Below are 25,742 nucleotides of genomic sequence, written 5' to 3'. Positions count from 1 at the left end.
CCGTGCTTTGGCCGAAGATTGCGAAAAAGCACCTCAAACCAGCGAAACCTGCTGGCTTTCCCCTGTAAAGATGCTGCAAAAGAGGCCTGTCGCAAACATGGCAATCGGAGCCTTAGCACCGCGTGCCTTGCGCATTCGTTGAAGGACCGGATCGACTGAGATGCAGAGATCAGTACGCCTGAAATCCTTCGAACTGGTCGCGCGGGACATTGATGATGTCGACGTCAAGCTACTGCACGCGCTGTCGATCTCAGTCCGCTGGCCTCATCGGCCGAAGGATTGGGACTTTCTGCGCCGCGCCGGCCGCGGCATTGTTGCCGTTGATGGTATTGGACGCGTTTTCGGGAGCGCGATGTGGTTTCCCCACGGGGACGATTTCGCCACCATCGGCGTAGTGATCACAACGCCGCGCACGCAAGCGCAAGGAGGCGGCCGATGGCTCATGGACTTGGTGCTCGAGCAATGCGGCGATCGCAACTTGGCACTCAATGCTACCCATGCTGCCTATCCTCTTTATGTCTCACTCGGTTTCACGACCGAGGCGATCGTATACATGCGCCAGGGGGAGGTCCCACAGACACCCCCAACAATGCCGGCCCTGGACGGTCAATTGCAGGCGCTATCGAGCGACAGGCTGAAGGAGATCACGGCGTTGGATACGCGCGCGTTTGGGACAAACCGCGAGAGGCTGCTCGCGTTGCTCGCGGCCGATGCCTCAATCTGCACTTTGAGCCGTGGCGGCGAGATCGTCGGCTATTCCATGTGTCGCGAGTTCGGGCGTGGCCACGTGATCGGCCCCATGGTCGCGCGCAACGATCTAGACGCGGTCCATCTCACAGCCGTGCATCTGAAGGAACTGGCAGGACGGTTCGCCCGCGTCGATACGCGCGAGAAGGATGGCGTGTTTGCCGCGTTTCTCCAGCAGTGCGGCCTCGGCATCGCCGAGACCGTTACGACCATGTCCAAAGGGCACCGCTTTCTGAACCGGGAAGACAATGGGCCTTGGGTCTATGGATTGGCCGGCCACGCCTTGAGTTGAATGCAAGCACACTGTCGCCTTCAACCAGCGGCCAGAGGATCAGGTCGATCAGTGCGCGCGTCGATCAACCGGCATAATTCGGTTGCCGTCACGCGGCCGGAACGGCTGCCGCTTCGAATCTGCTCCTAATCCCGGATTCGGTTTCCGCTGCCGGCATTATGACCGTCCGACGCCCATCCGCCACGCCATCCACGATGACATGGCCGATGCCGCGCGAGCAGGGCTCAATGCGCGCGTTGAGGTGATAAATGTCCCGCAGCAGATCGGATGTGATGACGTCCGGCGATGACCCGCATGCGACCAGCCGGCCGTCCGCGATGACCATTGTCTGATCGCTGAAGCGCAGGGCGTGATTGAGGTCGTGCAGGGCGATCAGCACGACCATGCCTCGCGCCTGAGCAAGTTCCCGCATGAGACCGAGCACTTCCACCTGCCGCGACAGATCGAGTGCTGATGTCGGTTCGTCCATCAGCAGGACCTCGGGCTCACGCACAAGCGTTTGTGCCAGGCTGGCGAGTTGCCGCTGGCCGCCGGAAAGCTCGCCGATGTTGCGGAAAGCGATATCGGCGATGCCGAGCGCCGCCAGGGTCTCGTCGATGCGAGCCAGATCATCGTCGCTCACAGACCAGCCCATACCCTGCTTGCGGGCGAGCAACACTGACTCATAGACGGTGAGCACCGCGTTGGCGGACGTTTCCTGTGGCATGTAGCAGATGCCGCTCTTCCCGCGAATGGCCCCCTCGACATGCATTGCTCCCGGTCCGTGCAGGAGGCCGGCGATGCGCCTGAAGAGCGTCGACTTCCCGGCGGCATTCGGACCGATCACCGCCACGATGTCTCCGCCCTCGAACGCTGGCGTCGTCACATCCCGAAGCCGGAGGCTCGTGCCGTAGCGCGCGCCGAGCGCCTCGAGCCGGATCGTCACCATGAGCGCCTCGTGCTAGACAGGATGAGCGAGATGAAGAACGGGATGCCAATGAGTGAGGTGACGATGCCGATCGGGAAGACCGTCCCCGGGATAAGCGACTTGCTGACGACCGAACTGGCCGACAGGATGAGCGCACCCGACAGGGCCGAGGCGGGCAGGAAGAAGCGTTGGTCCTCGCCGATGACCATGCGCGCGATGTGCGGGCCCACAAGTCCGATAAAGCCTATGGTGCCGACGAAGGCAACGGGGATGGCGGCGAGAAGGCTCACCAGAATCAGCGTCTCAAGCCGCAGGCGGCCGACCTTGACGCCGAAGCTGGCCGCCTTGTCCTCACCAAGCCTCAACGCCGTCAGCGCCCAGGTGCGCCGGGCGAAAATGGGTAAGACTGCGAGGAGAATGAATGTGGTGACTGCAAGCTTGGGCCAGGTGGCCTTGGTGAGGCTGCCCATTGTCCAGAAGACGACCGCCGCCAGCGCTTCCGCCGACGCGAAAAACTGGACGAGCGCGAGCAGCGCATTGAAGGTGAAAACCAGCGCGATGCCGAGCAGCACGATGGTCTCCGCGCTGACGCCGCGCTTTACGCTCAGCACGTGAATGAGGAAGGCCGCCAGCATCGCCATCACAAAGGCGTTAATCGGCACTACATATTCGACTGCGGCGGGGATAAGCCTCACCCCGAAGGCAAGTGCAAGCGCGGCGCCGAAGCTCGCGGCGGCGGATATGCCGAGCGTGAAGGGGCTCGCCAGCGGGTTGTTGAGGATGGTCTGCATCTGTGCGCCGGCCACGGCGAGCGCCGCCCCGACGACGATGGCCATCAGGGCTACCGGCATGCGGATGTCCCAGAGCACCACGCGCACCTGCTGCGGCACCGTGTCGGGAAACACAAGCGCCCGCACGACCTCGGCAAGTCCGTAGCGGGCGGGACCGACCGCAAGGTCGACGCACAGGCTGAAGAGCAGGGCAGCGCCGAGGCCGGCAAGGATCAACTGCCGCCGCCAGACGAGAGCGCGGTAACGCCCTCGTCCATCGGTGCTGTCGAGCGCGGTGCTGATGGCCGTCGATTCAATCGACATCGGTCAGCGAGACCCAGTGGCCGGGCCTGTATGCGACGGGCAGGAATTTCTCGTGCAACTCCCTGAAGGTCGCCTCGGGATCGAGATCGGCGAAAAGATCCGGATGCAGCCACTTCGCCATCTGCTGGATGGCGACGAACTGATAGGGGCTGTTGTAGAACTGATGCCAGATGGCATGCACGGCGCCGTCCTCGACGGCCTTCACGCCGGTCAGCGCCGGCCGCTCGGTCAGCGCCTTCAGCTTGCGCAGCGCCTCTGCCTCATCACGGCCGGGGCCGACGCCGACCCAGGCACCGCCCGGCACATAGGCTTCCCACGAGCCGCCGGTGACGATGATCTGATCCGGGTCGGAGGCGATGATCTGTTCGGGATTGAGTGTGCTGAACGTGCCGGGGATGATGTCATTGGCGATGTTGTCGCCGCCCGCCATCTCGACGAACTTGCCGAAATTGTCGTCGCCGAAGCTCATGCAGCAATCGTCCGAATAGCCGCCGGCGCGTTCGATGAAGACCTTGGGCCTTTCCGGCTTGGCCTTCTCGATGACGTCGGTAACGCGCGCGATCTCGGCGGCGCGCCAGGTGATGAATTCCTCGGCGCGCTCCTCCTTGCCGAACAGCTTGCCGAACAGGCGCATGCTGGGTTCGGTGTTGGTAAAGGGACGCTCGCGGAAATCGACATAGACCAACGGAATGCCGGCGGCGGCGAGCTTCTCGATATATTTGGCGTCTTCCGTGGCCTGCTTCGACTCGATGTTCATCAGGATGACGTCGGGCTTGAGCGACACCGCCTGCTCGACGTCGAAAGTGCCGTCCTTGAAACCGCCGAAGGTGGGGATCTCCGCCATCCTGGGGAATTTTTCGAGATAGGCGGCGTAGTTGTCCGGATCCGCTTGGCTAAAATCCTCGCGCCAGCCAGCGATGCGCTTGAACGGGTCCTCGGTGTCGAGCGCCGCGACGAGATAGACCTGCCGGCCCTCACCTAGGATTACCCTCTCGACCGGGACGTTCACCTCGACCTGGCGGCCCGTGATGTCAGTCACTGCAACCATTTCGGCCCTGGCGGCCAGCGTCATCGACAGGGCGACGATAGCGGCCGCCATCGTCCCTGCTGGGACCTTTCCGAAATTCATCGCGCCCTCTCTTGAAGTGGATTAGCCAGAGGTGCCTTATAAAAGATGACTTCAATTCTCAAGAAATATCTTTTAGAGCAATTCCAGACTGGTACGACGACAAGGGGTCTGGAATGGCGGGCGAGCCCAATTATTCGCTGCGGGACGAGATACGCGACTATTGGTCGACGCGCGCCGAAACATTCGACCTTTCGGTGGGGCATGAAATCTTCTCACAGCGGGAACGCATGGCCTGGCACAGGCTGATGCTCAAGCACTTGGGCCCCGGGGATGGGCGTCGCGCGCTCGACCTCGCTTGCGGCACCGGGGTTGTATCCCATCTCATGCACGACCTGGGTTATGCCGTGACCGGGCTCGATTGGTCAGAGGCCATGCTTGCCCGCGCGCGTGCAAAGGCGACGCAGAGGGAAAGCGGCATCCGGTTTCTGATCGGCGACGCCGAGCGCACCCTTGAAAAAGGAGAAAGCTACGACGTCCTCGTCACCCGTCATCTCGTCTGGACGTTGGTGGATCCGCGAGCGGCGTTCGCCGAATGGTTGTCGCTGCTCAAGCCTGGCGGACGGCTGCTGATCATTGATGGTGATTTCGTCAGTAGGACCTGGGTAACCCCTCTGCGACAAGTCCTGGAAAGGGCTGTTGGCCGGACAGTCGGGCCAGTCCACGGAGTGGATCAGGCGATGGTGGGCCGCCATCGCAGCATCCTGTCACGGCTCCACTTTTCGCACGGCGCCAAAGCGGACGAGGTCTGCGTGCTTCTCGTCGAGGCTGGCTTCGAAATACCTGTGGTCGACACCCGGCTCGGCGCGATTCATCGCGCGCAGGCGCGGCACATGAACTTCCTCAAGGTCCTGGAACGGTCGATGCAACATCGCTACGCGATCTGCGTGACGAAGCCGGCCTTGCGCATGGGTTCGCCGACACGCTGACCAGCATCGGGCATCGTGCTCCGGAGGCCGGTGGCGCCAGCCCCCAGCTACTCGGTGCCGCCTGATCTACGGCATGGGCTATTCGGGGCATGGCGCGCAATTATCGACGCTGATCGGAAGTGTTTTAGCAGACATTGCAATGGGCCGCACGGATACCAATCCAATCGATGGCATGCACTGGAATGCAGTCCCGCTGCATACCGGCAGGCCGTGGTTCCTGCCGATGGTAGGCACCTATTATCGGCTAAAGGACATGCTAACTTGATTCCATCGAGAGGCCCCAATATGGCCGACCGACACCGCCAACAGATATTTCTTCATCGATGTTCCTCCGTTTGTTGTGTTCACCTCAGGATATTCCACCGGCATAAGCCGGCAGAGCTCTAGCCACGCTTGATGGTGAAGAAGGACTTCAGCGATTTGCCGGAAGTACCCAGACCCAGAAGCACAGCGAGAATTATGAAGATGCCGACAAAGGCACCCTGCCAGTTGGAATCGATGCCTGCCATCAATAGGGCGTTGCGGATGACCTCGAGGAAGGCCGACCCGATGACCGCGCCGAAGGCTGTGCCGTAGCCCCCCATCAGGTTTGCGCCGCCGATAACTGTGCCGGCGATGACGCGCAATTCATACCCGGTGCCGACGGCGTTGATCGCCGAACCGCTATAGCCAAGCAGCAGCAGGGATGCGATCGAGGCGCAGAAGGACGAGAAAACATACGCCTGGAACTTGATCCGATCGACGGGCACGCCCGTCATGCGTGCCGCATTCTCGTTACCGCCGATCGCGAACAGATGGCGGGCCCACGCGGTGAAGATGAATACCCAGCCGAGGGCTAGCGCCATGATCACCATCACCCAGAAATGGGACGAGAACTGCGGTATCCAGTAAGGAGCCCATCCCTCCAGCGAGTGCACCGGCCACTTCGCTTGGCCGATCGCTTTCACGATCGGCGCGTCAGGTCCGAATTGGTAGAGCATCTGGTTGCCTGACAGCACCACGGCAAGGGAACGAGCGATCGACAACATGCCGAGTGTGACCACGAAGGACGGCATGCCGATATAGGCGACGAAAAAGCCGTTGAACGCGCCGCAGGCAACTCCAGCGAGAAGGCCGGAGGCGAACGCCACGTACCAAGGATAATGCCAGGTCAGTAGAAGACCGGCCACGATGGCCACGAGGCCCATGACTGACCCAACGGAAAGATCGATCCCGCCCGTAATCAACACCACGGTCATGCCCAGGCCCATGATGGCGATCAGCGCGAAATTCCGGGTGATGTTGGTTGCGTTTTCGGCTGTGCCGAAGCTCGGTTCCAACACTGCCATAAACGCGACAAGGACGAAGAGCGCGACCGAGACCCAGAAGGCCTGGCTACTTCTCAACTTCTGAAGCGCAGTTTGTTCCATGATGCCGACGACGTCGGCAATCGAGGCGTGGCTTTCCTGGATCGCTTCGGGTTGACTAGGCTGCACGGATCGCTCCCGTGATTAGTCCGGTGATTTCTTCCGGAGATGTCTGAAGGGTGGGTTTGTCGGCAACCTTCGTTCCGCGCCGTAGAACGACGATGCGATCGCACACGGCAAAAACGTCTGGCATGCGGTGGCTAATCAGGATCACCGCGACACCGCGCGCTTTCATGCGCCGGATCAATTCCAGGACCTCAGCAACTTGGCGCACGGAAATCGCAGCGGTCGGTTCGTCCATAATGACGAGTCTGGCGTTGGACAAACGGGTCCGTGAAATCGCAATTGCCTGGCGCTGACCGCCCGACATTTTTTTTACGAGATCGCGTGGCCGCGTTTCTGACTTCAGTTCGCTGAACAGCTCCGCGGAGCGATCGATCATCGCCTGCTTATCGAGTATTCGGAAAGGCCAGATGCCCTTTTTGAGTTCTCGGCCTAGAAACACGTTCTGCGCGGCGGTTAGATTGTCCGCCAGCGCGAGATCCTGATACACGACCTCGATCCCCTCGGCGCGAGCATCGAGCGGCTTATGGAAGTGGCAGGCCTTGCCGCCGACTCTGATCTGCCCTTCGGTCGGGGGAAAATTTCCCGAAATCAGTTTGACCATTGTCGACTTGCCGGCGCCGTTGTCCCCCATCAGGCCGGCCACTTCACCGGGTTCGATCGAAAAGCTGACGTCGGACAGCGCGCGGATTGCTCCGAAGCTTTTGCCGACGCCCTGCACTTCAAGCAAAGACACGTGGTTCATCCTCCCGTGGACCGGCGGCTCTTGGAGTCTCGCCTCGCCTCATTTTGCAACGGAAATTGCATATGAAGTTCTTGTGCAACAATGCTTATTGCAGAGTTTTATAATTTGCAACAACTATTTTGATGTCAATTAACTAACTGTTTTTAATATGATATGTTTTTGCGCGACTTCATGCGGAATCGCTTTCAAGCGATTGCCCAATTGCGGCATCTGCTTTGTTGCAACGGTTTCCTGTTGCACCGGACTGACAGACCTTGGGTAGCGGCTTCCGGTGGTTGCTTAGCGGCTGCGATGCTATCAATGGCCGTTCAGCTCTTTGCCGTTGACCACGAGCATCGGGTCGATCCTGCTCTCGAAGAAATCGAGCACATTGCGCACAGCTGACACGGCCATCCGTTCACCGCATTCGGCGGTGAGGCCGGCAATATGCGGCGACAGGATCACCTGATCGCAGGACAGAAGCGGATTGTCGGCGGCGGGGGGTTCCTCGTCGAACACGTCGAGGCCAGCGGCCGCCACCTTGCCAGACGCAAGGGCTGCAAGAAGTGCCTTTTCGTCGACGACGCCGCCGCGCGCGGTGTTCACGAGCCAGGCTCCCGGCTTCAGAAGGGCGAACTCGCGCTCGCCGATCACAGGAGCATCGCCCTTGGGAGCATGGACGGAAATCGCATCCGCCCATTGAAGGGCCGACGCCAGATCGGAGACGGCTTTAGCAGGGCCTTCCGGCCATCCGATTTTTTCGAGATACGGATCGTAGGCGGCGACTTCCATGGAAAAGGCAGCCGCCATCTTCGCGAGATGCCGGCCGATGCGGCCGTAGCCAAGAATCAGCAGGCGCTTGCCGGCCAGTTCCGAAGCTTCCAGCCGGTTGCGCCAATTCCACACACCCTCGCGAACTGACCGGTCGCCGCGCACAGCATGCTTGGCGCAGGCAAGGAGCATCATCATCGTGTGCTCGGCGACAGATATGGAATTGACGTCTCCGACGACGGCGAGCGTGATCCCACGCTTGTTGAGGGACGGCAAATCGACAGAGTCGTAGCCGACACCGTGGCGGGACACGATCCGGAGCCTGTGCCCCATCTCAACGGTCGCCGCCGAGAGAGGCTGTGTGCGGATCACCAGCCCGTCGGCCTTGTCGATCAGCGGGGCATAACTTGGCTCGGAGACTTCCTCCACGTAATCGTAGGTGATGCCGGCGGCCTGTTCGAGCAAGGAAATTCCAGCCGGATGGAGTTTCCCGGCAACTAGAACATGCGGCATCAGTACCCTCCCTTGGAACCGGCGCTGACGCTTGATCCGCCCGTGAGTTCCCTGAACTTTTTGACGTTCGCTTCCGCCGCACCGGCCAGCATGCGCACGTCGTTGGAGACGGTGGTCATGTTGTAGCCCCACCCGATCGCACGCGCCGCGTAAGCCGGAGTTCCACAGTGCAATCCCGCGGCTATGCCGGCTTTTTTGCAGGCCGCCACGATATGCTGGATGGCCTCGATCATCTCCGGTTCTTCGCGGTCGAAGGCAGGCGGCAAGCGGCCCTGGGTCATGCCGAGGGTCAGGTCGGCCGGACCAACGTAGATCCCGTCCAGTCCAGGGGTCGAAGCGATCGCGTCGAGATTGTCCATCGCCTCGGCCGTCTCAACCATGGCAAAGGCAAGTATCTCGCCATTGGATTCAGAAGCGTAATTGGCACCGGCCGCGAAATTCACACGTGTCGGACCAAAGCTTCGGCTGCCGAGTGGCGGATAGCGCACGTAGCTGACAAACTCGGCCGCCTGTTCGGCGGTATTCACCATCGGACAGATGACGCCGTAAGCACCTGCGTCGAGCACTTTCATGATGATGCCTGGCTCCAGCCAAGGCACCCTGACGAGCGGCACCGTAGCGGAGGCACGCATCGCCTGGAGCATTAGCAGCAGGCCGCTGTAATCGAGCGCTCCATGTTGGAGGTCGACGCCGATGCAGTCGTAACCTTGCGCCGCCATGATCTCGGCGGTGAAACTGTTGCCGATCGAAAGCCAGCCATTGATGGTGGGCTTCCCATCGGCCCAAAGCTGCTTGAGCCTGTACTTGATCATGAAAAACGCTCCTTAGAATACGATATGAGCCAGCTTGGTATCGAGATAGTCCCGGATACCTTCCGCGCCGCCTTCCCGGCCCATGCCGGAATGGTTGGTCCCGCCGAACGGCGCCTCGGAAGCCGCTAGCGCAAAGCTGTTGATGCCGACCATTCCGGCCTTGAGCGTCGCGACAACTCTGCGGGCGCGCCCCGCATCCCGGGTGAAGGCATAGGCAGAAAGCCCCATCTTCGAGGCGTTTGCCCGTCCCAGGACCTCCTCTTCGGACGAGAAACGGGTGATGGCCGCGATCGGACCAAAATTCTCCTCGGCAAACACGGTCATGTCGTCAGCAACATCGGTAAGGACCGTCGGCTCAAAGAAATGACCGGCGTTGAACGCCGGCGAGCGGCGGCCGCCTGCGGCAATCCTGGCACCGGCCTTTTCCGCGTCGGTAACGATTTGTTCGATTTCGTCGGTCCTCCTGGCATTGATCAAGGGGCCCATCTGCACCGTCGGATCGAGACCATCACCCAGCTTCAGGGCCTTCGCCCGCGTGACGAACCCGTCGACGAAAGCATCATGGACCTTTTCGTGGATGAAAAAGCGGTCTGGCGTGACGCAAACCTGCCCGGCATTGGCGAACTTCGTGGGCACGGACACGTTGAGCGCGCTTTCGATATCCGCGTCGTCGAAGACGATGAGAGGCGCGTTACCGCCAAGCTCCATCGACACCTTCTTCACCGTATCGGCTGCGTCGCGCAGCATTTGCTGCCCGACCCGTGTAGACCCGGTCAGCGAAACCTTGCGCACAAGCGCCGACGCCATCAGCGGCACGTAGGTTGTGGCCGTGGACCCGACGAGAAGACCGACCGTGCCTGGGGGGAGCCTGCCCGCACGCAGGCAGTCGATCATCACCATCGCGACCCCTGGCGTCTGGCTCGAAGGCCGAAGGATGGCCGAACAACCGGCGGCAAGCGCCGGGGCGACCTTGCGGGCGACGAGCGCGGCCGGAAAATTCCATGCCGTAAAGGCCGCCACGACGCCGATCGGCTCATGCAGCACTTCGAAGCGACCTCCGGGGACACGGCTCTCGATGATACGGCCATAAACACGCCGAGCCTCCTCGGCGTACCACCGGAACTGATCCGTCGCCAGAACCCACTCGCGTTCGGATTGGGCAATGGGCTTGCCCGTCTCCAGCGTAATCATGCGGGCGGCTTCGTCCTTGCGCCGGCCCATTTCGTCGGCGATAGCGTGAAGCGCGTCGGCGCGCTCGAACGCGCTCTTTGCTCGCCAGGCAGAAAGGCCACGTTCGGCGGCCGCCAAGGCAGATTGTGTATCGTCCAGCGTCGCGGTTGGAGTGTCGCCCAGTGAGCGTTCGGTGACGGGACTGGCTACGGTCGCCGTGCTTCGGTCGGAAGCGGCGCGCCATTCACCGTCGATGAAAAGTCCGTATTTGTCATACATTGCCGTCACCGATCTCGCTGGTGCTGACCACCCGACGCTCTGCGACAGATTTGATCGCTGCTTCGGCGAGGACCAGCGCAAGGCGTCCGTCCTCGAATACGACCGACGGCTGGCGTCCATTTTCGATGGCGTCGACGAAGTCGTCGATTTCAGCGTTGAACGCTTCCCTGTATCGCTCGATAAAGAAGTGAAGGTATGGCTGCGCCCGATCGCTCAGCCCATCGGCATAGATACGGGCCTCATGCGCGCGTCGGTTCTCGGAAATCGCCATGCCGGCCGATCCGAAAGCCTCGACGCGCTGATCGTATCCATAGACCGCGCGTCGTGAGTTGTTGATGATGCACTGCTTGCCGCTGGCGGTGCGCAAAACCACGGTCACCGTATCCCAGTCATTCGTCTCGGCCATCAGGTCCGGGTCGACCAGCCGGCTGCCGGTCGCAAAGACCTCAACGGGCTCTTCACCGAGCATGAAGCGAGCCATGTCAAAATCGTGGATTGTCATGTCGCGAAATATGCCGCCGGACACGCGTATGTAGGCAGCTGGCGCCATGCCAGGATCCCGCGACGTGATGATCACCTGGTGGCGCTCGCCGAGCTCGCCACTCTGGAGAGCCGCCCGCACCGCAGCATGCCCGGGATCGAAGCGGCGGACGAAGCCAATCATGATGGGCAGCTTGCTTCCACGGATGTTCGCGGCACAGCGATCGACACGCATCAGGTCAAGGTCGATGGGCTTCTCGCACAACACTGGCTTTCCGGCCGCCACTGCCCGCTCAATGTAGTCGACATGGGTATCGGTGGCCGTCGCGATCAACACGGCGTCCACATCGTCCGTGTCAAACATGGCGTCGGCCGAGTCCAACGCGGGAAGGCCGAGCATGGCTGACACTTCGTCGGCGGCGGCGCGATTGACGTCATACACCGCCGCCAGTTTCGTTCGTGGGTGTGCAGCGATATTGGCCGCATGCATGCGCCCGATGCGCCCGCAACCGAGCACGCCAATTCTCAGCATTGCATTCCTCCGCAACAATATTTTTGCAATGATCGTTGCAAAGAGGTTGATTTGTCAATGGCTATTTCGTAATAGTCTGCACAACGGAAATTCGCCAGGGAGGAAGCGATGACGAAGACCATTCGTCTGACCATGACGCAGGCGCTCGTGCGCTATTTAAGCAATCAATTCACCGTTATCGACGGCAGCAAGGCTCCGCTGTTTGCGGGCGTGTTCGCCATTTTTGGTCACGGCAATGTCACCTGCCTGTCCGAGGCCTTGGAGGCCGCGCAGGACGTCCTGCCAACATGGCGCGGCCAGAACGAGCAGTCGATGGCACTGGCTGCGATCGGGTTCGCGAAAGCGAAGCGCCGGCGCCAGATCATGATCGCCGCTACCTCTATCGGCCCGGGCGCTCTGAACATGGTGACCGCCGCAGGCGTCGCCCATTCAAATCGGCTTCCGGTACTGATGCTTGCCGGCGACACCTTTGTCAGCCGCCGGCCGGATCCGGTGATGCAGCAGGTCGAGCACTTCGGCGATCCTACAGTAAACGTCAACGACGCGTTCAAGGCGGTGACTCGCTACTGGGACCGTATTGTCCATCCCGAACAGATCATCTCCTCGCTGCCCCAGGCGGTCGCGGTTCTGCTTGATCCGGCCGACTGCGGGCCGGCTTTCATCGCCCTTCCCCAAGACGTGCAGGAGGTCGTCTGGGATTATCCCGAGTCCTTCTTCGAACCCACGGTCCATGCGATTCCGCGCCCCCGGCCGGATCGCGCGCGTCTCGAAGAGGCGGTGCGTCTTCTCAAGGCGGCAAAGCGTCCGCTGATCATTTCAGGCGGCGGCGTGCGTTACTCCGGTGCGGAGGCTGCTGTTGCGAAATTCGCCGAGGCGCGCGGTATTCCGCTTGCCGAAACCATCGCCGGTAAGGGCACGGTGACGCACGACCATCCTGCCCATGTCGGGCCCATTGGCATCGTCGGCTCGACATCGGCGAACGCGCTTGCGGGTGAGGCCGATGTGATCCTGGCCGTCGGCACGCGGCTCATGGACTTCACGACGGGATCGTGGAGTGCGTTCAGCCCCGACGCCAAATTCGTCTCGATCAACGCCGCGCGGTGGGATGCCACGAAGCACCGGGCTCTCGCCGTGGTCGGCGATGCGCTGGAAACCATCAACGAGGTCGAGGCCGCGCTCGGTGACTGGAAAGCCGAAAGCGGCTGGACCGAAAAAGGCAAGGTCGAGTTTGCCAAGTGGAACACCGCGCTCGACGGATTCCAAAAACCCACGAATGACCCGGTTCCGACTTACGCGCAGGTCGTCGGCGTGGTCAACGCGAAGGCCGGCGAGCGGGATCTGCTGATCACCGCGGCAGGCGGGCTTCCCGGGGAAGTCATGAAGAACTGGCGCGTGAAAGAGCCGAACACCTTCGACTGCGAGTTCGGATTTTCCTGCATGGGCTATGAGATCTCAGCCGGATGGGGTGCGGCGATGGCGGATCCGAGCCGCACGCCAATCGTGATGATCGGCGACGGCACCTACATGATGATGAATTCCGACGTCTACTCATCGGTCCTCGCCGGCCACAAGATGATCCTGATCGTCTGTGACAATGGCGGTTATGCGGTGATCAACCGGCTGCAGAATGCCAAGGGCGGCGCGTCGTTCAACAACATGATCAAGGATTGCCGGGTCAAGGAGCCGTTTTCGGTCGACTTCGCCAAGCACGCCGAGGCCATGGGCGCCCTCACGCGGCGGGTAGAGAGCCTTGCCGATCTCGGCCAGGCTGTGGAGTGGGCCAAAGGGACGGATCGCACCACCGTGATCACCATCGTCTCCGATGGCTACACCTGGACACCCGGCGACGCCTGGTGGGATGTCGGCGTGCCGCAGGTCAGCGAGCGGGCCGAGGTGCGCGAGGCCCATTCGGTTCAAGCCGAAGGCCGCAAACGGCAGCGCATCGGAGTCTAGGTTTTTCGGACGCCCCCTGGGGCGTCCTCTGCCGGAACGATGCCACACTCCCTGAGCATTGTTCCGGCAGTTTTTTCGCGGCGCCAAAAGTGGGCGGCGGCAGCTGGAATGATGATGGAGATCAAGATGAGAGCCAAGCTCGGCATCGCGCCGATCGCCTGGTGGAACGATGACCTCGCCGAATTGAGCGACGACGTTTCGCTGGAGGAGTATCTGCGGCAGGCCCGTGAGGCCGGCTTCACCGGCATGGAGACCGGCCGCCGCTTCCCGATGGACGCGGCGGTTCTCGAGCCCATTCTGAGGCAGCACGGCATGAGCGTCTGCGGCGGCTGGTTCTCCGGTCTGCTGCTTGACGGCGATATCGAAGCGGAGAAAGACCGCATCGCCCAGCAGATGCAGCTCTTCAAGGCCGTCGATGCCCCCTGCATCGTCTACGGCGAGACTGCAGGCACCATACAGGGTGATCGCTCCGCGCCGCTTTCCACCAAGCGGCGGCTCTCGGAAGACGAGATCAGAATCTATGGTCGCAAGATGACTGCCTTCGCCGAATGGTGTTCGGACGAGGGCATGCCGATTTCCTACCACCACCACATGGCCGCGCCGATCGAGACCGAGGAAGAGCTCGACTTCCTGATGAAACATTCCGGCGAGGGTCTGGCCCTGCTTTACGACGCCGGCCACATGGCCTTTGCCGGCGGCGACGTGCTGCGGGTGGTCGACAAGCACCACGCCCGCATTTCGCATGTACACACCAAGGATATCCGCCAGGCAGTCGTGGACGGGCTCGACCGCACCCGGGAAAGTTTTCTCGACGCGGTGGTCAAGGGAGCCTTCACCGTGCCCGGCGACGGCTCGCTCGACTTCGAGGCGATGATCAAGCGCTTGGCGAGCCACGGCTACGAAGGCTGGTTCGTCGTTGAAGCCGAGCAGGATCCCGTCAAAAGCCCGCCGCTCGAAATGGCGAAGATAGGTCACAAGGAATTGCTGCGCGTCATGGCCGCGGCTGGCTACACAGTGGAGGACAAGGCATGAACCGGATGGATGGTAAGATCTGCGTCGTCACCGGATCGACGCAAGGACTGGGCGCGGCTATCGCTCGCCAGCTCGCCCGAGCCGGAGCCGCTGGCCTCGTCACACTTGGTCGTAACGAAACCAAGGGCCGCGCGGTGGCCGCAGACATTTCGCACGCCACGGGCGTGCCCGTGCACTATGTCAACGCCGATCTTGGCAATGTCGAGGATTGCCGCCGCGTGATCGCGGAAGCGGAGCGCGTTTTCGGAAGAATCGACGTGCTGGTCAATGCAGGCGCGCGGACGGACCGAGGCACGATCCTCGACACATCGCCAGAATTGTTCGACGCCCTGTTCGCCGTGAATGTACGCGGACCTTATTTCCTCATGCAGGAAGCCATCCGGCACATGATCGGCCATGGCATCGAGGGTGCGATCTGCAACATCGGCTCGATTTCGCAGCAGGCCGGCCAGCCCTTCATCAACGTCTACTGCGCCACCAAGGCGGCACTGGCGACACTGACCCGCAACACGGCATTTTCCGTCATGAAGAACCGCATCCGCGTCAACCAGCTGGATATCGGCTGGATGGCGTCCGACCACGAGCGGGAATTGCAGGCGAGCGAGAAGGGCGATCCCGACTGGGAAGCGAAAGCCGTTGCACACCTGCCCTTCGGACGCCTGATCGACCCCCGCGAGGCGGCACGAGCGGTCAACTTTCTCGTTTCGGACGATGCGGGTCTCATGACGGGTGCGGTGGTGGATTACGACCAGACCGTGCTTGGCGCCGCACCCGGTCCCATGGCCGTGCCTGAGAAGGCGATGGCGCTCTGAAGCCATTGGAACCGTCGAAGCGGAGACGGAAAAGAAAGCAGCTGCCCTGTGAGGACCCACATCACTCTTCTGGGCGGCTCCGATAACGGATGAACCGGCGGCCCTGCCGCCAGAAGGAGAGCAAGATGCGGACCATTAAGGGGCCAGCTGTGTTTCTGGCTCAATTCGCGGGCGACGAAGCACCGTTCAACAGCATCGAGGGATTGGCCGGCTGGGCCTCGGCCAAGGGCTTCAAGGGCGTGCAGATACCGACCTGGGACAAGCGCGTCATCGATTTGAAGCAAGCGGCTGAAAGCCAGACCTATTGCGATGACTATGCCGGCAAGCTCGCCGAACACGGCCTGGTTGTCACCGAACTGGCGTCGCATCTGCAAGGTCAGCTTGTGGCCCTGCATCCCGCCTACGATCATCCGGCGGATTCCTTCGCCGCACCCGAGGTGCGGGGCAATCCGGCCGCACGGCAGGCGTGGGCAGTCGAGCAGCTTCATCTCGCCGCCAAGGCGTCGAGGCGTTTCGGCATAGACCGCCATGTCACCTTCTCAGGTTCGCTGCTGTGGCCGTTCCTCTATCCCTATCCGCAATGGACGGATGGGCTGATCGACGACGGTTTCGATGAGCAGGCTCGGCGCTGGCGGCCAATCCTTGATGCCTTCGACGAGAGTGGCGTGGACCTGTGCTACGAAATCCATCCTGCCGAAGACCTGCATGACGGGCTGACCTTCGAGATGTTCCTGGAGCGCGTCGGCAACCATCCGCGCTGCAACATCATGTACGACCCCAGCCATCTCGTGCTGCAGGCGATCGATTATCTCGCCTACATCGACCACTATCACGAGCGCATCAAAATGTTCCACGTCAAGGATGCCGAGTTCCGGCCGGACGGTAAGACCGGCGCCTATGGCGGCTTCCAGCCCTGGATCCGGCGCGCCGGCCGCTTCCGCTCCCCAGGCGACGGACAGATCGACTTCAAGGCGATTTTCTCGAAACTCTCCGGCTACGACTTCGACGGCTGGGCGGTGCTCGAGTGGGAATGCTGCCTCAAGAATTCAGAGGACGGCGCGGCTGAGGGAGCCCGCTTCATCGCCGATCACATCATCCGCGTTTCCGAACGCGCCTTCGACGACTTCGTCAAGGCCAGTGCGGACCGCACGATCAACGATGCCATTTTAGGTATCGACAGGGGGGCACGCTCGTGACTGCTGATTTTCAGCGACCGCTTCGGCTCGGCATGGTCGGCGGCGGCGAAGGCGCCTATATCGGCAACATCCATCGCATCTCCGCCCGGTTCGATGGCGCCTTCCAGCTTGTAGCCGGCGCGTTCGACGCGGATGCAGCGCGCGGCCACCGCTTCGCGGCAACCCAAGGTATCGATCCCGCCCGATCCTATGACGACTTCAAGGCCATGATCGCCGCGGAAAACGATCGCGAGGATCGCATCGACGTGGTGGCGATCTGCACGCCAAACCACACCCATTTTCCGATCGCCAAGGCTTTTCTCGAGGCCGGCTACGAGGTGATCTGCGAAAAGCCGCTGACTAACACACTCGAAGACGCGATCGCGCTCGAGCAGCTGGTGCGCGAGACCGGACGCTTCATGGGCGTGACCTATACCTATTCGGGGTATCCGATGGTGCATGAGGCGCGCGAGATCGTGGCAGCAGGCAAGCTTGGCGCGATCCGCATCGTGCAGGTGGAGTATCCCCTGGAATGGATGGCGACGGCCATCGAGACCGCCGGCAATGTCCAGGCCGCCTGGCGCACCGACCCGAAGCGATCGGGGCGTGGCGGCTCGATCGGCGACATCGGCACGCACGCCTATCATCTGGCTGGCTTCGTGACCGGGCTGAAGCTGGAGTCCCTGACAGCAGACCTCGCTTCCTTCGTCGAGGGACGCGTGCTTGACGACAACGCCCATGTGCTGCTGCGCTACGAAGGGGGCGCGCGAGGGCTGCTTTGGTCGTCACAGGTCGCACTCGGCTGCTCGAACGGGATCCGGCTGCGTGTCTTCGGCGAAAAGGGCGGGTTAACCTGGTTCCAGGAGCAACCGAACGAGCTGATTTTCTCACCGCTGTTCGGTCGCACCGAGACCATCAAGCGGGGTGCTGACGATCTGAGTGAGGCAGCGAAGGTGCGAACCCGCACACCGCCCGGCCATCCCGAGGGCTATCTGGAGGCCTTCGCCAATCTCTATCGCGGCTTTGCCGAAGCCATCCACGCCCGTCGCGAGGGGCGCAAGGCAGCGGCAATAGGGTTGAACGTGCCGACCGCTTATGACGGGCTGAAGGGTGTGGCATTCGTCGATGCAGTCGTCGATAGCGCCGAAGCCGAAGGGCAGCCATGGCTGAAACCTCACGCCGTCTGACAGGCCATCGGGGGTGCGCCGACGCAAGGTCGGCGGGCCCTCAATCCTTCCGGGGAGTCTGGGTCAAAACTCAAGTAGCTGGCTACCCAAGTGGTCAGGATGGAAGGGGAGTTGCCCGCTGCCGGAACGAGAAGTTAGCGCCAATGGCGGCCGTTCGGAGGCATGTTCCGGAATGACTTCATTGGGGCTGGACGCGGAATGGCAGCTCTCGTGCTACTGACCTTAGAGAGCGGACCGTAGGTGGGGTGGACGTCGTCACCACCTGACCTTTTCTAGCATTGAGTTCCAGCCGGTCTGCGGCGTAAACGGAACGCGATCATGCCGCCGGCGCTACTCAATGCGATTTGATTAGTCGGCATAGCAATCTGACGACCAACGCTAGCTCTGCACGCGTGTCGAAGATTTTCAGGCTGGTCAACCACGTTCGTGGCTTGGCGGCAAAGGACGCCCGCCCCGAACGCGCATACTATCCTGAAAGAACTTCTTCATCTCGCGAAAAGCGGAGAATCCAAAACAGCGGGCAAGCCTTGTCGGCGCAGTAGTGCCCACGCCACAGCGGCGGGCAATCGCGGCCGCGCTTTCAAATGCAATGATCTCCGGCTTTTCAAGTGCTTGCCGAGCTACCTTCTCGAGAGCGGGGGTCAATCGAAGCTCGCGCTTCGCGATCGCAGTTTTGATCTCATCAAGACATTTGGGTCTGTGTGCAAGTACAGGCGATTTCATCCGAAACCCTCCAGACCTTCGAAGAATCGGTAGCCAGCTAGCCCTGAAATCCAGCCCATGACGGCAAGGCGTTCACGAGCCACGTCAGCCCAATCGCTCTGAAGCAAACGATCCAGGCGACGCGGGGAATACGACGGTCTTGTTCCCGTTGAGGAAAACCCGACGATGGATATGGGCGTGGATTGCCCGGGCGAGCACCTGTGCCTCGACGTCGCGGCCGAGGCTGACATAGTCCTCGCTGGACTGCGCATGCGTCACGCGGATCGTGTCCTGCTCGATGATGGGTCCTTCGTCCAGGTCAGCCGTCACGTAATGCGACGTAGCCCCGATCAGCTTCACACCTCGGTCGTGGGCCTGTTTGTACGGATTGGCGCCTTTGAACGAGGGCAGGAAGGAATGGTGGATGTTGATGATCCGGCCAGACATTTTCTGGCACATCTCGTCCGAGAGAACCTGCATGTACCGCGCCAGGACGACCAACTCGGCGCCCGCGTCCTCGACCACGCGCATCTGATGTGCCTCTGCCTCGGCCTTGTTCTCTTTCGTTACCTTGATGAGGTGAAACGGGATGTCGTGGTTCACGACGACCTTCTGGTAGTCCATGTGATTGGAGATCACTCCGACGATGTCAATCGGAAGCGCTCCGATACGCCAGCGATACAGAAGGTCGTTGAGGCAATGGCCAAACCGCGAGACCATTATGATGACCCTGCGCTTGACGCTCTCGTCGAAGAATTCCCACTCCATGCCGAACTGCGAGGCGATTGCTTTGAAGCCCGAACGGAGTTCTTCCAGCCCCCATCCGCCTTCGGAGCGGAAGCTCACCCGCATGAAGAAGTTGCCGGTGTCGGCGTCGTCGAACTGCGCGCTGTCAGTAATGTTGCAGGTTTGGTCGGCGAGGAACGTCGAGATCGCCGCGACAATCCCCCTGGTCGAGCGGCATTTGACGCGAAGTGCAAAGTTCAACATTGGCTCTCTTCCTGGGCGGACTTACGCCTGAAGGCTGCGGCGGAACGCCGTCAGCGTATTGGAAAGCAGGCAGGCGATCGTCATGGGGCCGACGCCGCCAGGGACCGGCGTTATGGCGCCGGCGTGGGCCGCCTCTGCGAATGCGACATCGCCCACGAGCTGCGGCTTACCGTCTCGCGTCACGCGGTTGATGCCGACATCGATCACGACCGCACCTGGCTTGATCCAATCGCCTCGGATCATCTCTGCCCTTCCCACTGCTGCCACCAGGATGTCGGCTGACCGGCGCCAGATCGCGGGTATGCGAGTGCGCGATGGTGACGGTGCAGTTTTCGGACAGCAGCAACTGGGCCATCGGCTTGCCGACGATGTTGCTGCGGCCGATGATGATGGCATGCAGTCCGGACAGGTCGCCGAGCCTTTCCTTCAGGAGCATCAGGCAACCAAGTGGTGTGCACGGCACCAGCGCCTCCTGGCCGGTCGCCAAGCTGCCGGCATTTTGGATATGAAATCCATCAACGTCCTTGCTCGGCACAATGGCATTGAGCACGGCGCTTGCATCGATCTGCGGCGGCAACGGGAGTTGCACGAGGATGCCGTGCACTGCGGGATCGCCGTTCAGCTTCTCAATCAACCCGAGGAGGTCATCTTCGGTGGTCCGCACGGGCAGCCGGTGCTCGAAGGAAGCCATCCCCGCGGCAACAGTCTGGCGATGCTTTGAGGAGACATAGACGGCGCTGGCCGGATCGTCACCCACCAGTACGGCCGCCAGACCAGGCACCAGGCCGGTCTTCGCTCTGAGTGTCGCAACATCAGCGGTGACCTTGCCCGCCAGAACGGCCGCAGCGGCCTTCCCGTCGATGATCATTTCAGGACGTGGACTTTCCATGGCAAATCCTGTTTTCCAAAACGCTAGATACTGCCTGCACCGGTTCCGAATGACGAAGCCGGAGGGCCCATGCTTTCTGATCCGGCAAGAGTCCCGACGTTTGGTGATCCGCCGGCTCAGCCCAGAACGCTCGCTAGACTGACGGGGGCACCGGTCTTCGCCGACACCGTTGCTGCCTCTGCCATCGCCAGCGCGGCAATGCCGTCGTCTAGGGTGACGGGAACCGCCTTGCCACCATTGACTGCCTCGACAAAACCGGCCCATTCGGCGGCATAGGACGGCATGTAGCGCTCCAGGAAGAAGTAGGTCGGCTTGGCCCCCGTCACGCCAGAGGTGGTGGACTTCACCACCGTGTTTTCCAGCATGTTCTGCGCCTGCAGTAGCCCTTCGGACCCCAGAAGTTCCACGCGCTGATCATAGCCGTAGACAGCGCGGCGGGAGTTTTTGATGACCGCGATCCGGCCGTCCGCGTAGGTCAACGTGACGACAGCCGTGTCGACGTCTCCGGCTGCCCCGATCTCCGGATCGACGATAGAGGATGCCACCGACGTGACCGCTACGGGAGCAGTTCCCATGATGAAATTCGCCATGTCGAAATCGTGGATCATCATGTCCCGGAACAGGCCACCAGATACCTTGATGTAGGCAACCGGAGGCGGCGCCGGGTCGAAGGACGTAATCGACAGGAGTTCGGACTTGCCGATCTCACCTCTGTCAGCGGCCGCCTTCAGAGATGCAAAGTTCGGATCGAAGCGGCGGTTGAATCCTATCATCACCGGGCGGCCAGTTCCGGCGGCAACTTTCTGGCAAGCGTGTGCGCGGGCAAGGCTCAGATCCACAGGCTTCTCGCAAAGCACGGCCTTGCCGGCGACAGTCGCCCGCTCGATCAGGTCGGAGTGAGTATCGGTCGAAGTTGCGATTAGCACCGCGTCGATCGAGACATCGTTGAGTATGGCGTCAGTGGTGCGAGCCTCGGCATCATACTGGGAAGCGAGCTTTTCCGCGGCTGCGGCATTGATGTCCGACACCGCGACGAGCGTGCTGTCGGGATGCGACGAGATAGCCGTCGCGTGAACGCCGGCGATACGTCCGGCACCGAGAAGGCCGACTTTGAGCATAGTTGTCCTCTAGCTTTGCTGTGTGTCTGGTTGATCTTTAGATCAGCGAGAAAGTTTTGAACGCGCTTGCCCGCTGATGGGGGACGAGCCCGTCCCTCCCCATTTGAAGGATGTCTCTGGATCTGGTTTAGGCTTTCGCCTGCTCCAGGAATTGGCGGTATTCCGCCTCCGCGATCGCAACATTGTGCTGCGGCTGCGGGTAGGCTCCCGAACCGACGTCGGCGACGAATTCCTTGAACGCCGCAATCCGCTCCTGTTGGAGCCGCGCATACTCGGCCGCGAAATTGCGATAGGTCTTGGCATGGCGCGGCTTATGGCGATCGGTATGGCCAAGCACGTCCTCGGCGAACAGATATTGCGCATCGGCTCCCGGCCCGGCCCCCATGCCGAGCATGATCATCGAAGTGTTCTTCGAGATGAATGCACCGACTTTGTCAGGGACAACTTCAAGCTCGGCGCCGAAGCAGCCGATGGCCTCAAGCTGCTTCACCTGCTGCCAGACTTTCAGGGCTTCCTGCCCGGTCTTGCCCACCGCCCGAAAGCCTGTCCAGGTGATGTAGGAAGGAATGAGGCCGACATGTGCGACGATTGGCACGTGATTATCGCATAATGTCTTCTGGATGTCATAGGAGGCAGCGCAATAGAAGCAGTCACCTCCCATCGCTGCGAAGTGGAAAGCTGCTCGCAGATAGTCCTCGGCAGTTGCGAGAGGTCGGCCCTCAAAGGTTCCCCAGCCACCATACGGCAGACCGACCTGGACGAAGCAGCGCCCAGCCGCCTCACGCATTTGAGGACTGAAAAAGCGCCCCTCGATCGACAGCATCTGGATCCCCGCCGCGTTCGCGGCCGCGGCCTCTTCTTCCGTGGTGACATAAAGCATCGAGATCTTCTCGCCGCGCGCCTTCATGGCGCGAATGTCTGCGACGGTGGGCCGGGTGTTCTTGGTGACCATTCTTGTTCCTCAGACGGTGAAAGCTTCGCGGAAGGCTAGTAGCGCCGCCTCGGGATCACCGGAGGCAAACGCCTCCATCCCAACCGGCCCGCGGTAGCCCATGTCTTTAAGCGCGCGGGCGATGCCCCGGTAATTGATCTCGCCGGTGCCGGGCTCCATGCGTCCGGGAACGTCGGCCACCTGGACCTCGCCGATCCAAGGCAGACAGGCGCGACAGAGCGCGATCAGATTCCCTTTGCCGATCTGCGCATGGTAGAGATCGAGATTGAGGCGCAGGCCCGGTCGGTTGACGCTCGACACCAGCGCAAGTGTGTCTTCGGCGCGCCCAAACGGCACGCCGGGATGGTCGACCGGAAGGTTCAGATTCTCCAGCGTGAAGGTCACTCCCTCGGCCTCGGCTAGATCCGCGATACGGTTCAGCGTCTCGCGCGCCTTCAGCCACATCGCGCCGGTTATCGTTTCGCAAGGCGTGACCGGCATGCCGCCATCGCCGAGCCCGGTGCCGTGCAAATTGAGCCGCGCGACGCCGAGGCGCTTGCCAACCGCCGCCGTCTCCTTTGCTGTCTTCAACAGTTCGGCGGCACCCTCGTCGTCGGCAAGCCTGCCGCGCAGATAGCCGTTCATGATCGAGAAGATCGCGCCGGATTTCTCCAGCATTGCGAGGTCGTGATCGGGCCAGTTCCAGAGGCCGACCTGGAAGCCTATTTCGGTGAGGCGCTTGACGCGCCATTCCATCGGCCGGTCGCGCCAGAGCATCTCGGCGCATGCCGCAAGCGTAAAGGTATCGGACATGTCAGACCTCGATATACACGCGGCCGTCCTCGACCTTTGTCTTGTAAGTCTTGAGGTTCTCGCACGCCGGTGGCGTCTCTACTTCGCCGGTCGTGAAGTCGAAAACGGAAGCATGCTTGGGGCACTCCACCGTATTCCCCATGACAAGACCGTCGGCAAGGTGGATCTTCTCATGCGTGCAAAGCCCGTCTGTACAATAGAATTCGTCCGCGTCGTTGCGGAAGATTGCGAAGGTACGGTCGCCATTCTCGAAGCGTTTAGCTTCCTCGGCTTCGATTTCATCAGCGGCACAAGCGTCAACCCAGGGCATTGATTCTCTCCTCAGATATCTTGCGGTTTGAAGTCTGCGGGAGCGGACGGCATCACGCCCTGGAGCAGCGCGACGGACTTCTCGAGTCCCTCCAGCGAATTCAGAAGGACGTCTTCGTGCTCGATGGAAAGCCAGCCGTCATAGCCAGCCATCTTGAGTCGGTAGCAGAACTGCCGCCACCACTCCTCGCCGTGCCCGAACCCAAGTGTAATGTAGCTCCAGGACCGTGCCGGAATGTTCATCAGGCTCCCATTCTCAAGCAGCGAGGTCGTTGCCTGAACCGGCCGGTTGAGCATCGTATCCTTGGCGTGAACGTGATAGACGGCCTCGCCTAGCGCGTCGGCGGCAGCGAGAGGATCAGCGCCCATCCAGAACAGGTGCGAGGGGTCGAGATTGGCGCCTAGGACAGGTCCGACCGCTTCCCGCAGTTTCAGGAGCGAGGGCACGTTGTATACGCACTGATTGCCGTGGAGTTCGAGCGCGATGCGATCGACACCGTTTTCCTTCGCCAGCGCCGCGATCTCGGTCCAGAAGGGTATCAGCTTATCTTCCCATTGATATCTAAGGATGGTCTGCGTTTCCGGCGGCCAAGACGAGACGACCCAGTTCGGCATGCTGTCGCCAGCGCTGCCAGCCGGCAGACCGCTCATGGTGCAGACGGTGCGAATGCCCATCTCTCCGGCGACGCGGATCGTGTCTTTCAATCCTTGGCCTTGGGCCGGATCGGTCGGGTGCAGCGGATTGCCGTTTGCGTTGAGGCTGATGATCTCCAGGCCGCGTTCCTCGAAGGCTGCAGCAAACCGCTTCTGCGCTTCCCTGTTACCCAGCATGGACGAAAGCCGGAAATGCGGGGCGGTCGACCAGCCGCAGGCGTTTACTTCGATGCCGGATACCCCCATGCGCTGGGCATGATTAAGCACCGCGTCGAACGGCAGATTGCCGAGACTGTCTGAAACGAAACCCAGCTTCACGCGTAGAACTCCGGCTTTGCAATCATCTGCACAGGCGTACGACGGGCTTCCTTCAACGCACTCACGCCAGCCTCGGCAACGATTGCGGCGCAATAGCCGTCCCAGCAATCCGAGGCGGTCGTGGGGAACTCACCGGTCATGACAAAGCGAAGGAAGTCGCGGTTCTGGCGGCGATAGGCATCATAGTACCTGGTCCGCCAGTCGGCGTCGTAGCTTGTGCTTTGGGCAAGCGCCGACTCCCTGTGGGTGTAGGCAATGTTGTTCGTCGCCACCGCTCCGCGCTCGCCGATCAGTTCGGCGCGGACGTCATAGCCGTAGGCGGCGTTGTTGTTGATCTCGATATTGACGAGCTGCCCGTCCACCGTCTCCAGCACCATGACGACAGGTGCGACACGCGCGTCCGAGCGGCGCGGCTGGAACGCGGAAATAGAGGCATATTCTGTCCCGAGCACGTAACGCACGACGTCGAATTCGTGCGGTGCCGAATTCGTGATGGCCATAGCGCCGGTAAAATCGGCCGCAGGTGTCTCAACATTGCGGTGAAAATTGTGCATCATCAGCGCCCGGCCGAGATGACCATTATCGAGCGCTTGCTTCATTTCCTGATAGGAGCGGTCGTAACGCCGCATGAAGCCGAGCTGGACGAATTTCGCCCCTGCCTTCTGTTCGGTTTCCATCACGGCGATGCAGTCAGCGGACGATTGTGAAAGGGGCTTTTCGCACAGAACGCGCTTGCCCATGGCAATACAGGCCATCGAGAGAGGTGCATGCGTGAAATCGGGGCTCGCAATGATCACGGCGTCCACGTCGTGCCGCGCGATGGCGCCGTTGGGGTCGGTGGCAATGTCGACGGCACCACATGCATCGGCGACCAGGCGAGCGCGCTGCTGATCCATGTCGCAGATCAATTGGAGCTTTGCGCCTGGAAGCTCCTCGGCGACTATCTTGGCATGATCTGCGCCCATCAGGCCGGCGCCGATCACCGCAATGCGGATTGTCATCTTAGTCCTATTC

General features: G+C 61.4%; 24 protein-coding genes and 2 pseudogenes. 8 read left to right on the top strand and 18 right to left on the bottom strand.

Annotated features, from left to right (window positions below; translation table 11 throughout):
* The first annotated feature begins 160 nt into the window (after positions 1-160).
* On the top strand, positions 161-1,039 hold the full coding sequence (locus NKJ93_RS12840) for a GNAT family N-acetyltransferase (RefSeq protein WP_023718606.1): 879 nt from the start codon (positions 161-163) through the stop codon (positions 1,037-1,039).
* An 88-nt stretch (positions 1,040-1,127) separates the two neighbouring features.
* Here NKJ93_RS12840 and NKJ93_RS12835 read toward each other — a convergent pair whose 3' ends face one another.
* The 3 genes from NKJ93_RS12835 to NKJ93_RS12825 are packed head-to-tail and all read right to left on the bottom strand — an operon-like array spanning position 1,128 to position 4,139.
* Positions 1,128-1,967 carry an ABC transporter ATP-binding protein gene (locus NKJ93_RS12835; RefSeq protein ID WP_023718607.1) on the bottom strand — a complete coding sequence of 280 codons (840 nt, stop codon included), beginning with the start codon at positions 1,965-1,967 and terminating at the stop codon, positions 1,128-1,130.
* Entirely contained in the window at positions 1,961-3,040 is a 1,080-nt protein-coding gene (locus NKJ93_RS12830; RefSeq protein ID WP_352589389.1) for a FecCD family ABC transporter permease, read from the bottom strand. Before NKJ93_RS12830 ends, NKJ93_RS12835 begins: the two co-directional genes overlap by 7 nt.
* The gene (locus NKJ93_RS12825) at positions 3,030-4,139 is read right to left on the bottom strand and encodes an ABC transporter substrate-binding protein (RefSeq protein ID WP_352589630.1); all 1,110 of its coding nucleotides are present in this window, start codon (positions 4,137-4,139) and stop codon (positions 3,030-3,032) included. The genes NKJ93_RS12830 and NKJ93_RS12825 overlap by 11 nt, the downstream gene beginning before the upstream one ends.
* Positions 4,140-4,282: 143 nt before the next feature.
* Between NKJ93_RS12825 and NKJ93_RS12820 the strand changes: the two genes are divergently transcribed.
* Positions 4,283-5,095: a class I SAM-dependent methyltransferase gene (locus NKJ93_RS12820; RefSeq protein ID WP_352589386.1), complete on the top strand. Its 813-nt coding sequence runs from the start codon at positions 4,283-4,285 to the stop codon at positions 5,093-5,095.
* Between the two features lie 61 nt (positions 5,096-5,156).
* Positions 5,157-5,360: pseudogene (locus NKJ93_RS12815) on the top strand (FAD-dependent oxidoreductase); the annotation flags it as partial.
* 118 nt (positions 5,361-5,478) lie between these two features.
* Here NKJ93_RS12815 and NKJ93_RS12810 read toward each other — a convergent pair.
* The 6 genes from NKJ93_RS12810 to iolG (NKJ93_RS12785) form a co-directional block, all read right to left on the bottom strand.
* The gene (locus NKJ93_RS12810; RefSeq protein ID WP_502895039.1) at positions 5,479-6,504 is read right to left on the bottom strand and encodes an ABC transporter permease; all 1,026 of its coding nucleotides are present in this window, start codon (positions 6,502-6,504) and stop codon (positions 5,479-5,481) included.
* Between the two features lie 55 nt (positions 6,505-6,559).
* Positions 6,560-7,309 (bottom strand): ATP-binding cassette domain-containing protein, encoded by a 750-nt coding sequence (locus tag NKJ93_RS12805; RefSeq protein ID WP_023718614.1) that lies wholly within the window; start codon positions 7,307-7,309, stop codon positions 6,560-6,562.
* 297 nt (positions 7,310-7,606) lie between these two features.
* A complete protein-coding gene (locus tag NKJ93_RS12800) occupies positions 7,607-8,572 on the bottom strand; it encodes a hydroxyacid dehydrogenase (RefSeq protein WP_352589381.1) in 966 nt (321 codons plus the stop codon).
* The gene (locus tag NKJ93_RS12795) at positions 8,572-9,384 is read right to left on the bottom strand and encodes an HpcH/HpaI aldolase family protein (protein ID WP_352589378.1); all 813 of its coding nucleotides are present in this window, start codon (positions 9,382-9,384) and stop codon (positions 8,572-8,574) included. The genes NKJ93_RS12800 and NKJ93_RS12795 overlap by 1 nt, the downstream gene beginning before the upstream one ends.
* Positions 9,385-9,396: 12 nt before the next feature.
* On the bottom strand, positions 9,397-10,833 hold the full coding sequence (locus tag NKJ93_RS12790) for an NAD-dependent succinate-semialdehyde dehydrogenase (protein ID WP_023718617.1): 1,437 nt from the start codon (positions 10,831-10,833) through the stop codon (positions 9,397-9,399).
* Positions 10,826-11,845 (bottom strand): inositol 2-dehydrogenase, encoded by a 1,020-nt coding sequence (gene iolG / locus NKJ93_RS12785; RefSeq protein ID WP_023718618.1) that lies wholly within the window; start codon positions 11,843-11,845, stop codon positions 10,826-10,828. The genes NKJ93_RS12790 and iolG (NKJ93_RS12785) overlap by 8 nt, the downstream gene beginning before the upstream one ends.
* 108 nt (positions 11,846-11,953) lie before the next feature.
* Between iolG (NKJ93_RS12785) and iolD the strand changes: the two genes are divergently transcribed.
* The 5 genes from iolD (at position 11,954) to NKJ93_RS12760 (ending at position 18,004) form a co-directional block, all read left to right on the top strand.
* Positions 11,954-13,798 (top strand): 3D-(3,5/4)-trihydroxycyclohexane-1,2-dione acylhydrolase (decyclizing), encoded by a 1,845-nt coding sequence (gene iolD, locus NKJ93_RS12780; protein WP_023718619.1) that lies wholly within the window; start codon positions 11,954-11,956, stop codon positions 13,796-13,798.
* Between the two features lie 126 nt (positions 13,799-13,924).
* On the top strand, positions 13,925-14,830 hold the full coding sequence (gene iolE / locus NKJ93_RS12775; RefSeq protein ID WP_352589375.1) for a myo-inosose-2 dehydratase: 906 nt from the start codon (positions 13,925-13,927) through the stop codon (positions 14,828-14,830).
* Positions 14,827-15,642 carry an SDR family oxidoreductase gene (locus NKJ93_RS12770; protein ID WP_352494519.1) on the top strand — a complete coding sequence of 272 codons (816 nt, stop codon included), beginning with the start codon at positions 14,827-14,829 and terminating at the stop codon, positions 15,640-15,642. The genes iolE and NKJ93_RS12770 overlap by 4 nt, the downstream gene beginning before the upstream one ends.
* Before the next feature lie 125 nt (positions 15,643-15,767).
* Positions 15,768-16,838 (top strand): sugar phosphate isomerase/epimerase family protein, encoded by a 1,071-nt coding sequence (locus NKJ93_RS12765; RefSeq protein WP_031193888.1) that lies wholly within the window; start codon positions 15,768-15,770, stop codon positions 16,836-16,838.
* Between the two features lie 32 nt (positions 16,839-16,870).
* The gene (locus tag NKJ93_RS12760; protein ID WP_023718623.1) at positions 16,871-18,004 is read left to right on the top strand and encodes a Gfo/Idh/MocA family protein; all 1,134 of its coding nucleotides are present in this window, start codon (positions 16,871-16,873) and stop codon (positions 18,002-18,004) included.
* 414 nt (positions 18,005-18,418) lie between these two features.
* Here the strand turns inward: NKJ93_RS12760 and NKJ93_RS12755 are convergent, their stop codons facing one another.
* From NKJ93_RS12755 to NKJ93_RS12715, 9 genes and pseudogenes are all read right to left on the bottom strand, one after another.
* Positions 18,419-18,727, bottom strand: a complete 309-nt coding sequence (locus NKJ93_RS12755; RefSeq protein ID WP_084642600.1) for a MurR/RpiR family transcriptional regulator — start codon at positions 18,725-18,727, stop codon at positions 18,419-18,421.
* 84 nt (positions 18,728-18,811) lie between these two features.
* Positions 18,812-19,696 (bottom strand): formyltetrahydrofolate deformylase, encoded by an 885-nt coding sequence (purU, locus tag NKJ93_RS12750; protein WP_352589372.1) that lies wholly within the window; start codon positions 19,694-19,696, stop codon positions 18,812-18,814.
* A gap of 21 nt (positions 19,697-19,717) precedes the next feature.
* A pseudogene (folD, locus tag NKJ93_RS12745) lies at positions 19,718-20,564 on the bottom strand (bifunctional methylenetetrahydrofolate dehydrogenase/methenyltetrahydrofolate cyclohydrolase FolD).
* Between the two features lie 137 nt (positions 20,565-20,701).
* The gene (gene iolG / locus NKJ93_RS12740) at positions 20,702-21,703 is read right to left on the bottom strand and encodes an inositol 2-dehydrogenase (protein WP_352589369.1); all 1,002 of its coding nucleotides are present in this window, start codon (positions 21,701-21,703) and stop codon (positions 20,702-20,704) included.
* A 127-nt stretch (positions 21,704-21,830) separates the two neighbouring features.
* The gene (locus NKJ93_RS12735; RefSeq protein WP_352589367.1) at positions 21,831-22,655 is read right to left on the bottom strand and encodes a 3-methyl-2-oxobutanoate hydroxymethyltransferase; all 825 of its coding nucleotides are present in this window, start codon (positions 22,653-22,655) and stop codon (positions 21,831-21,833) included.
* A gap of 9 nt (positions 22,656-22,664) precedes the next feature.
* Positions 22,665-23,447, bottom strand: coding sequence for a TIM barrel protein (locus tag NKJ93_RS12730; RefSeq protein WP_352547748.1), 783 nt, complete (start codon positions 23,445-23,447; stop codon positions 22,665-22,667).
* A gap of 1 nt (position 23,448) precedes the next feature.
* Positions 23,449-23,757, bottom strand: a complete 309-nt coding sequence (locus tag NKJ93_RS12725) for a MocE family 2Fe-2S type ferredoxin (protein WP_023718630.1) — start codon at positions 23,755-23,757, stop codon at positions 23,449-23,451.
* 11 nt (positions 23,758-23,768) lie between these two features.
* Entirely contained in the window at positions 23,769-24,728 is a 960-nt protein-coding gene (locus NKJ93_RS12720; RefSeq protein WP_023718631.1) for a sugar phosphate isomerase/epimerase family protein, read from the bottom strand.
* Positions 24,725-25,729, bottom strand: a complete 1,005-nt coding sequence (locus tag NKJ93_RS12715; RefSeq protein WP_023718632.1) for a Gfo/Idh/MocA family oxidoreductase — start codon at positions 25,727-25,729, stop codon at positions 24,725-24,727. Before NKJ93_RS12715 ends, NKJ93_RS12720 begins: the two co-directional genes overlap by 4 nt.
* Between the last annotated feature and the right edge of the window lie 13 nt (positions 25,730-25,742).

The sequence above is a fragment of the Mesorhizobium sp. M0028 genome (assembly GCF_040323855.1).
Taxonomy (GTDB): Bacteria; Pseudomonadota; Alphaproteobacteria; order Rhizobiales; family Rhizobiaceae; genus Mesorhizobium.
This window is presented reverse-complemented; position numbering and strand designations above follow the sequence as displayed.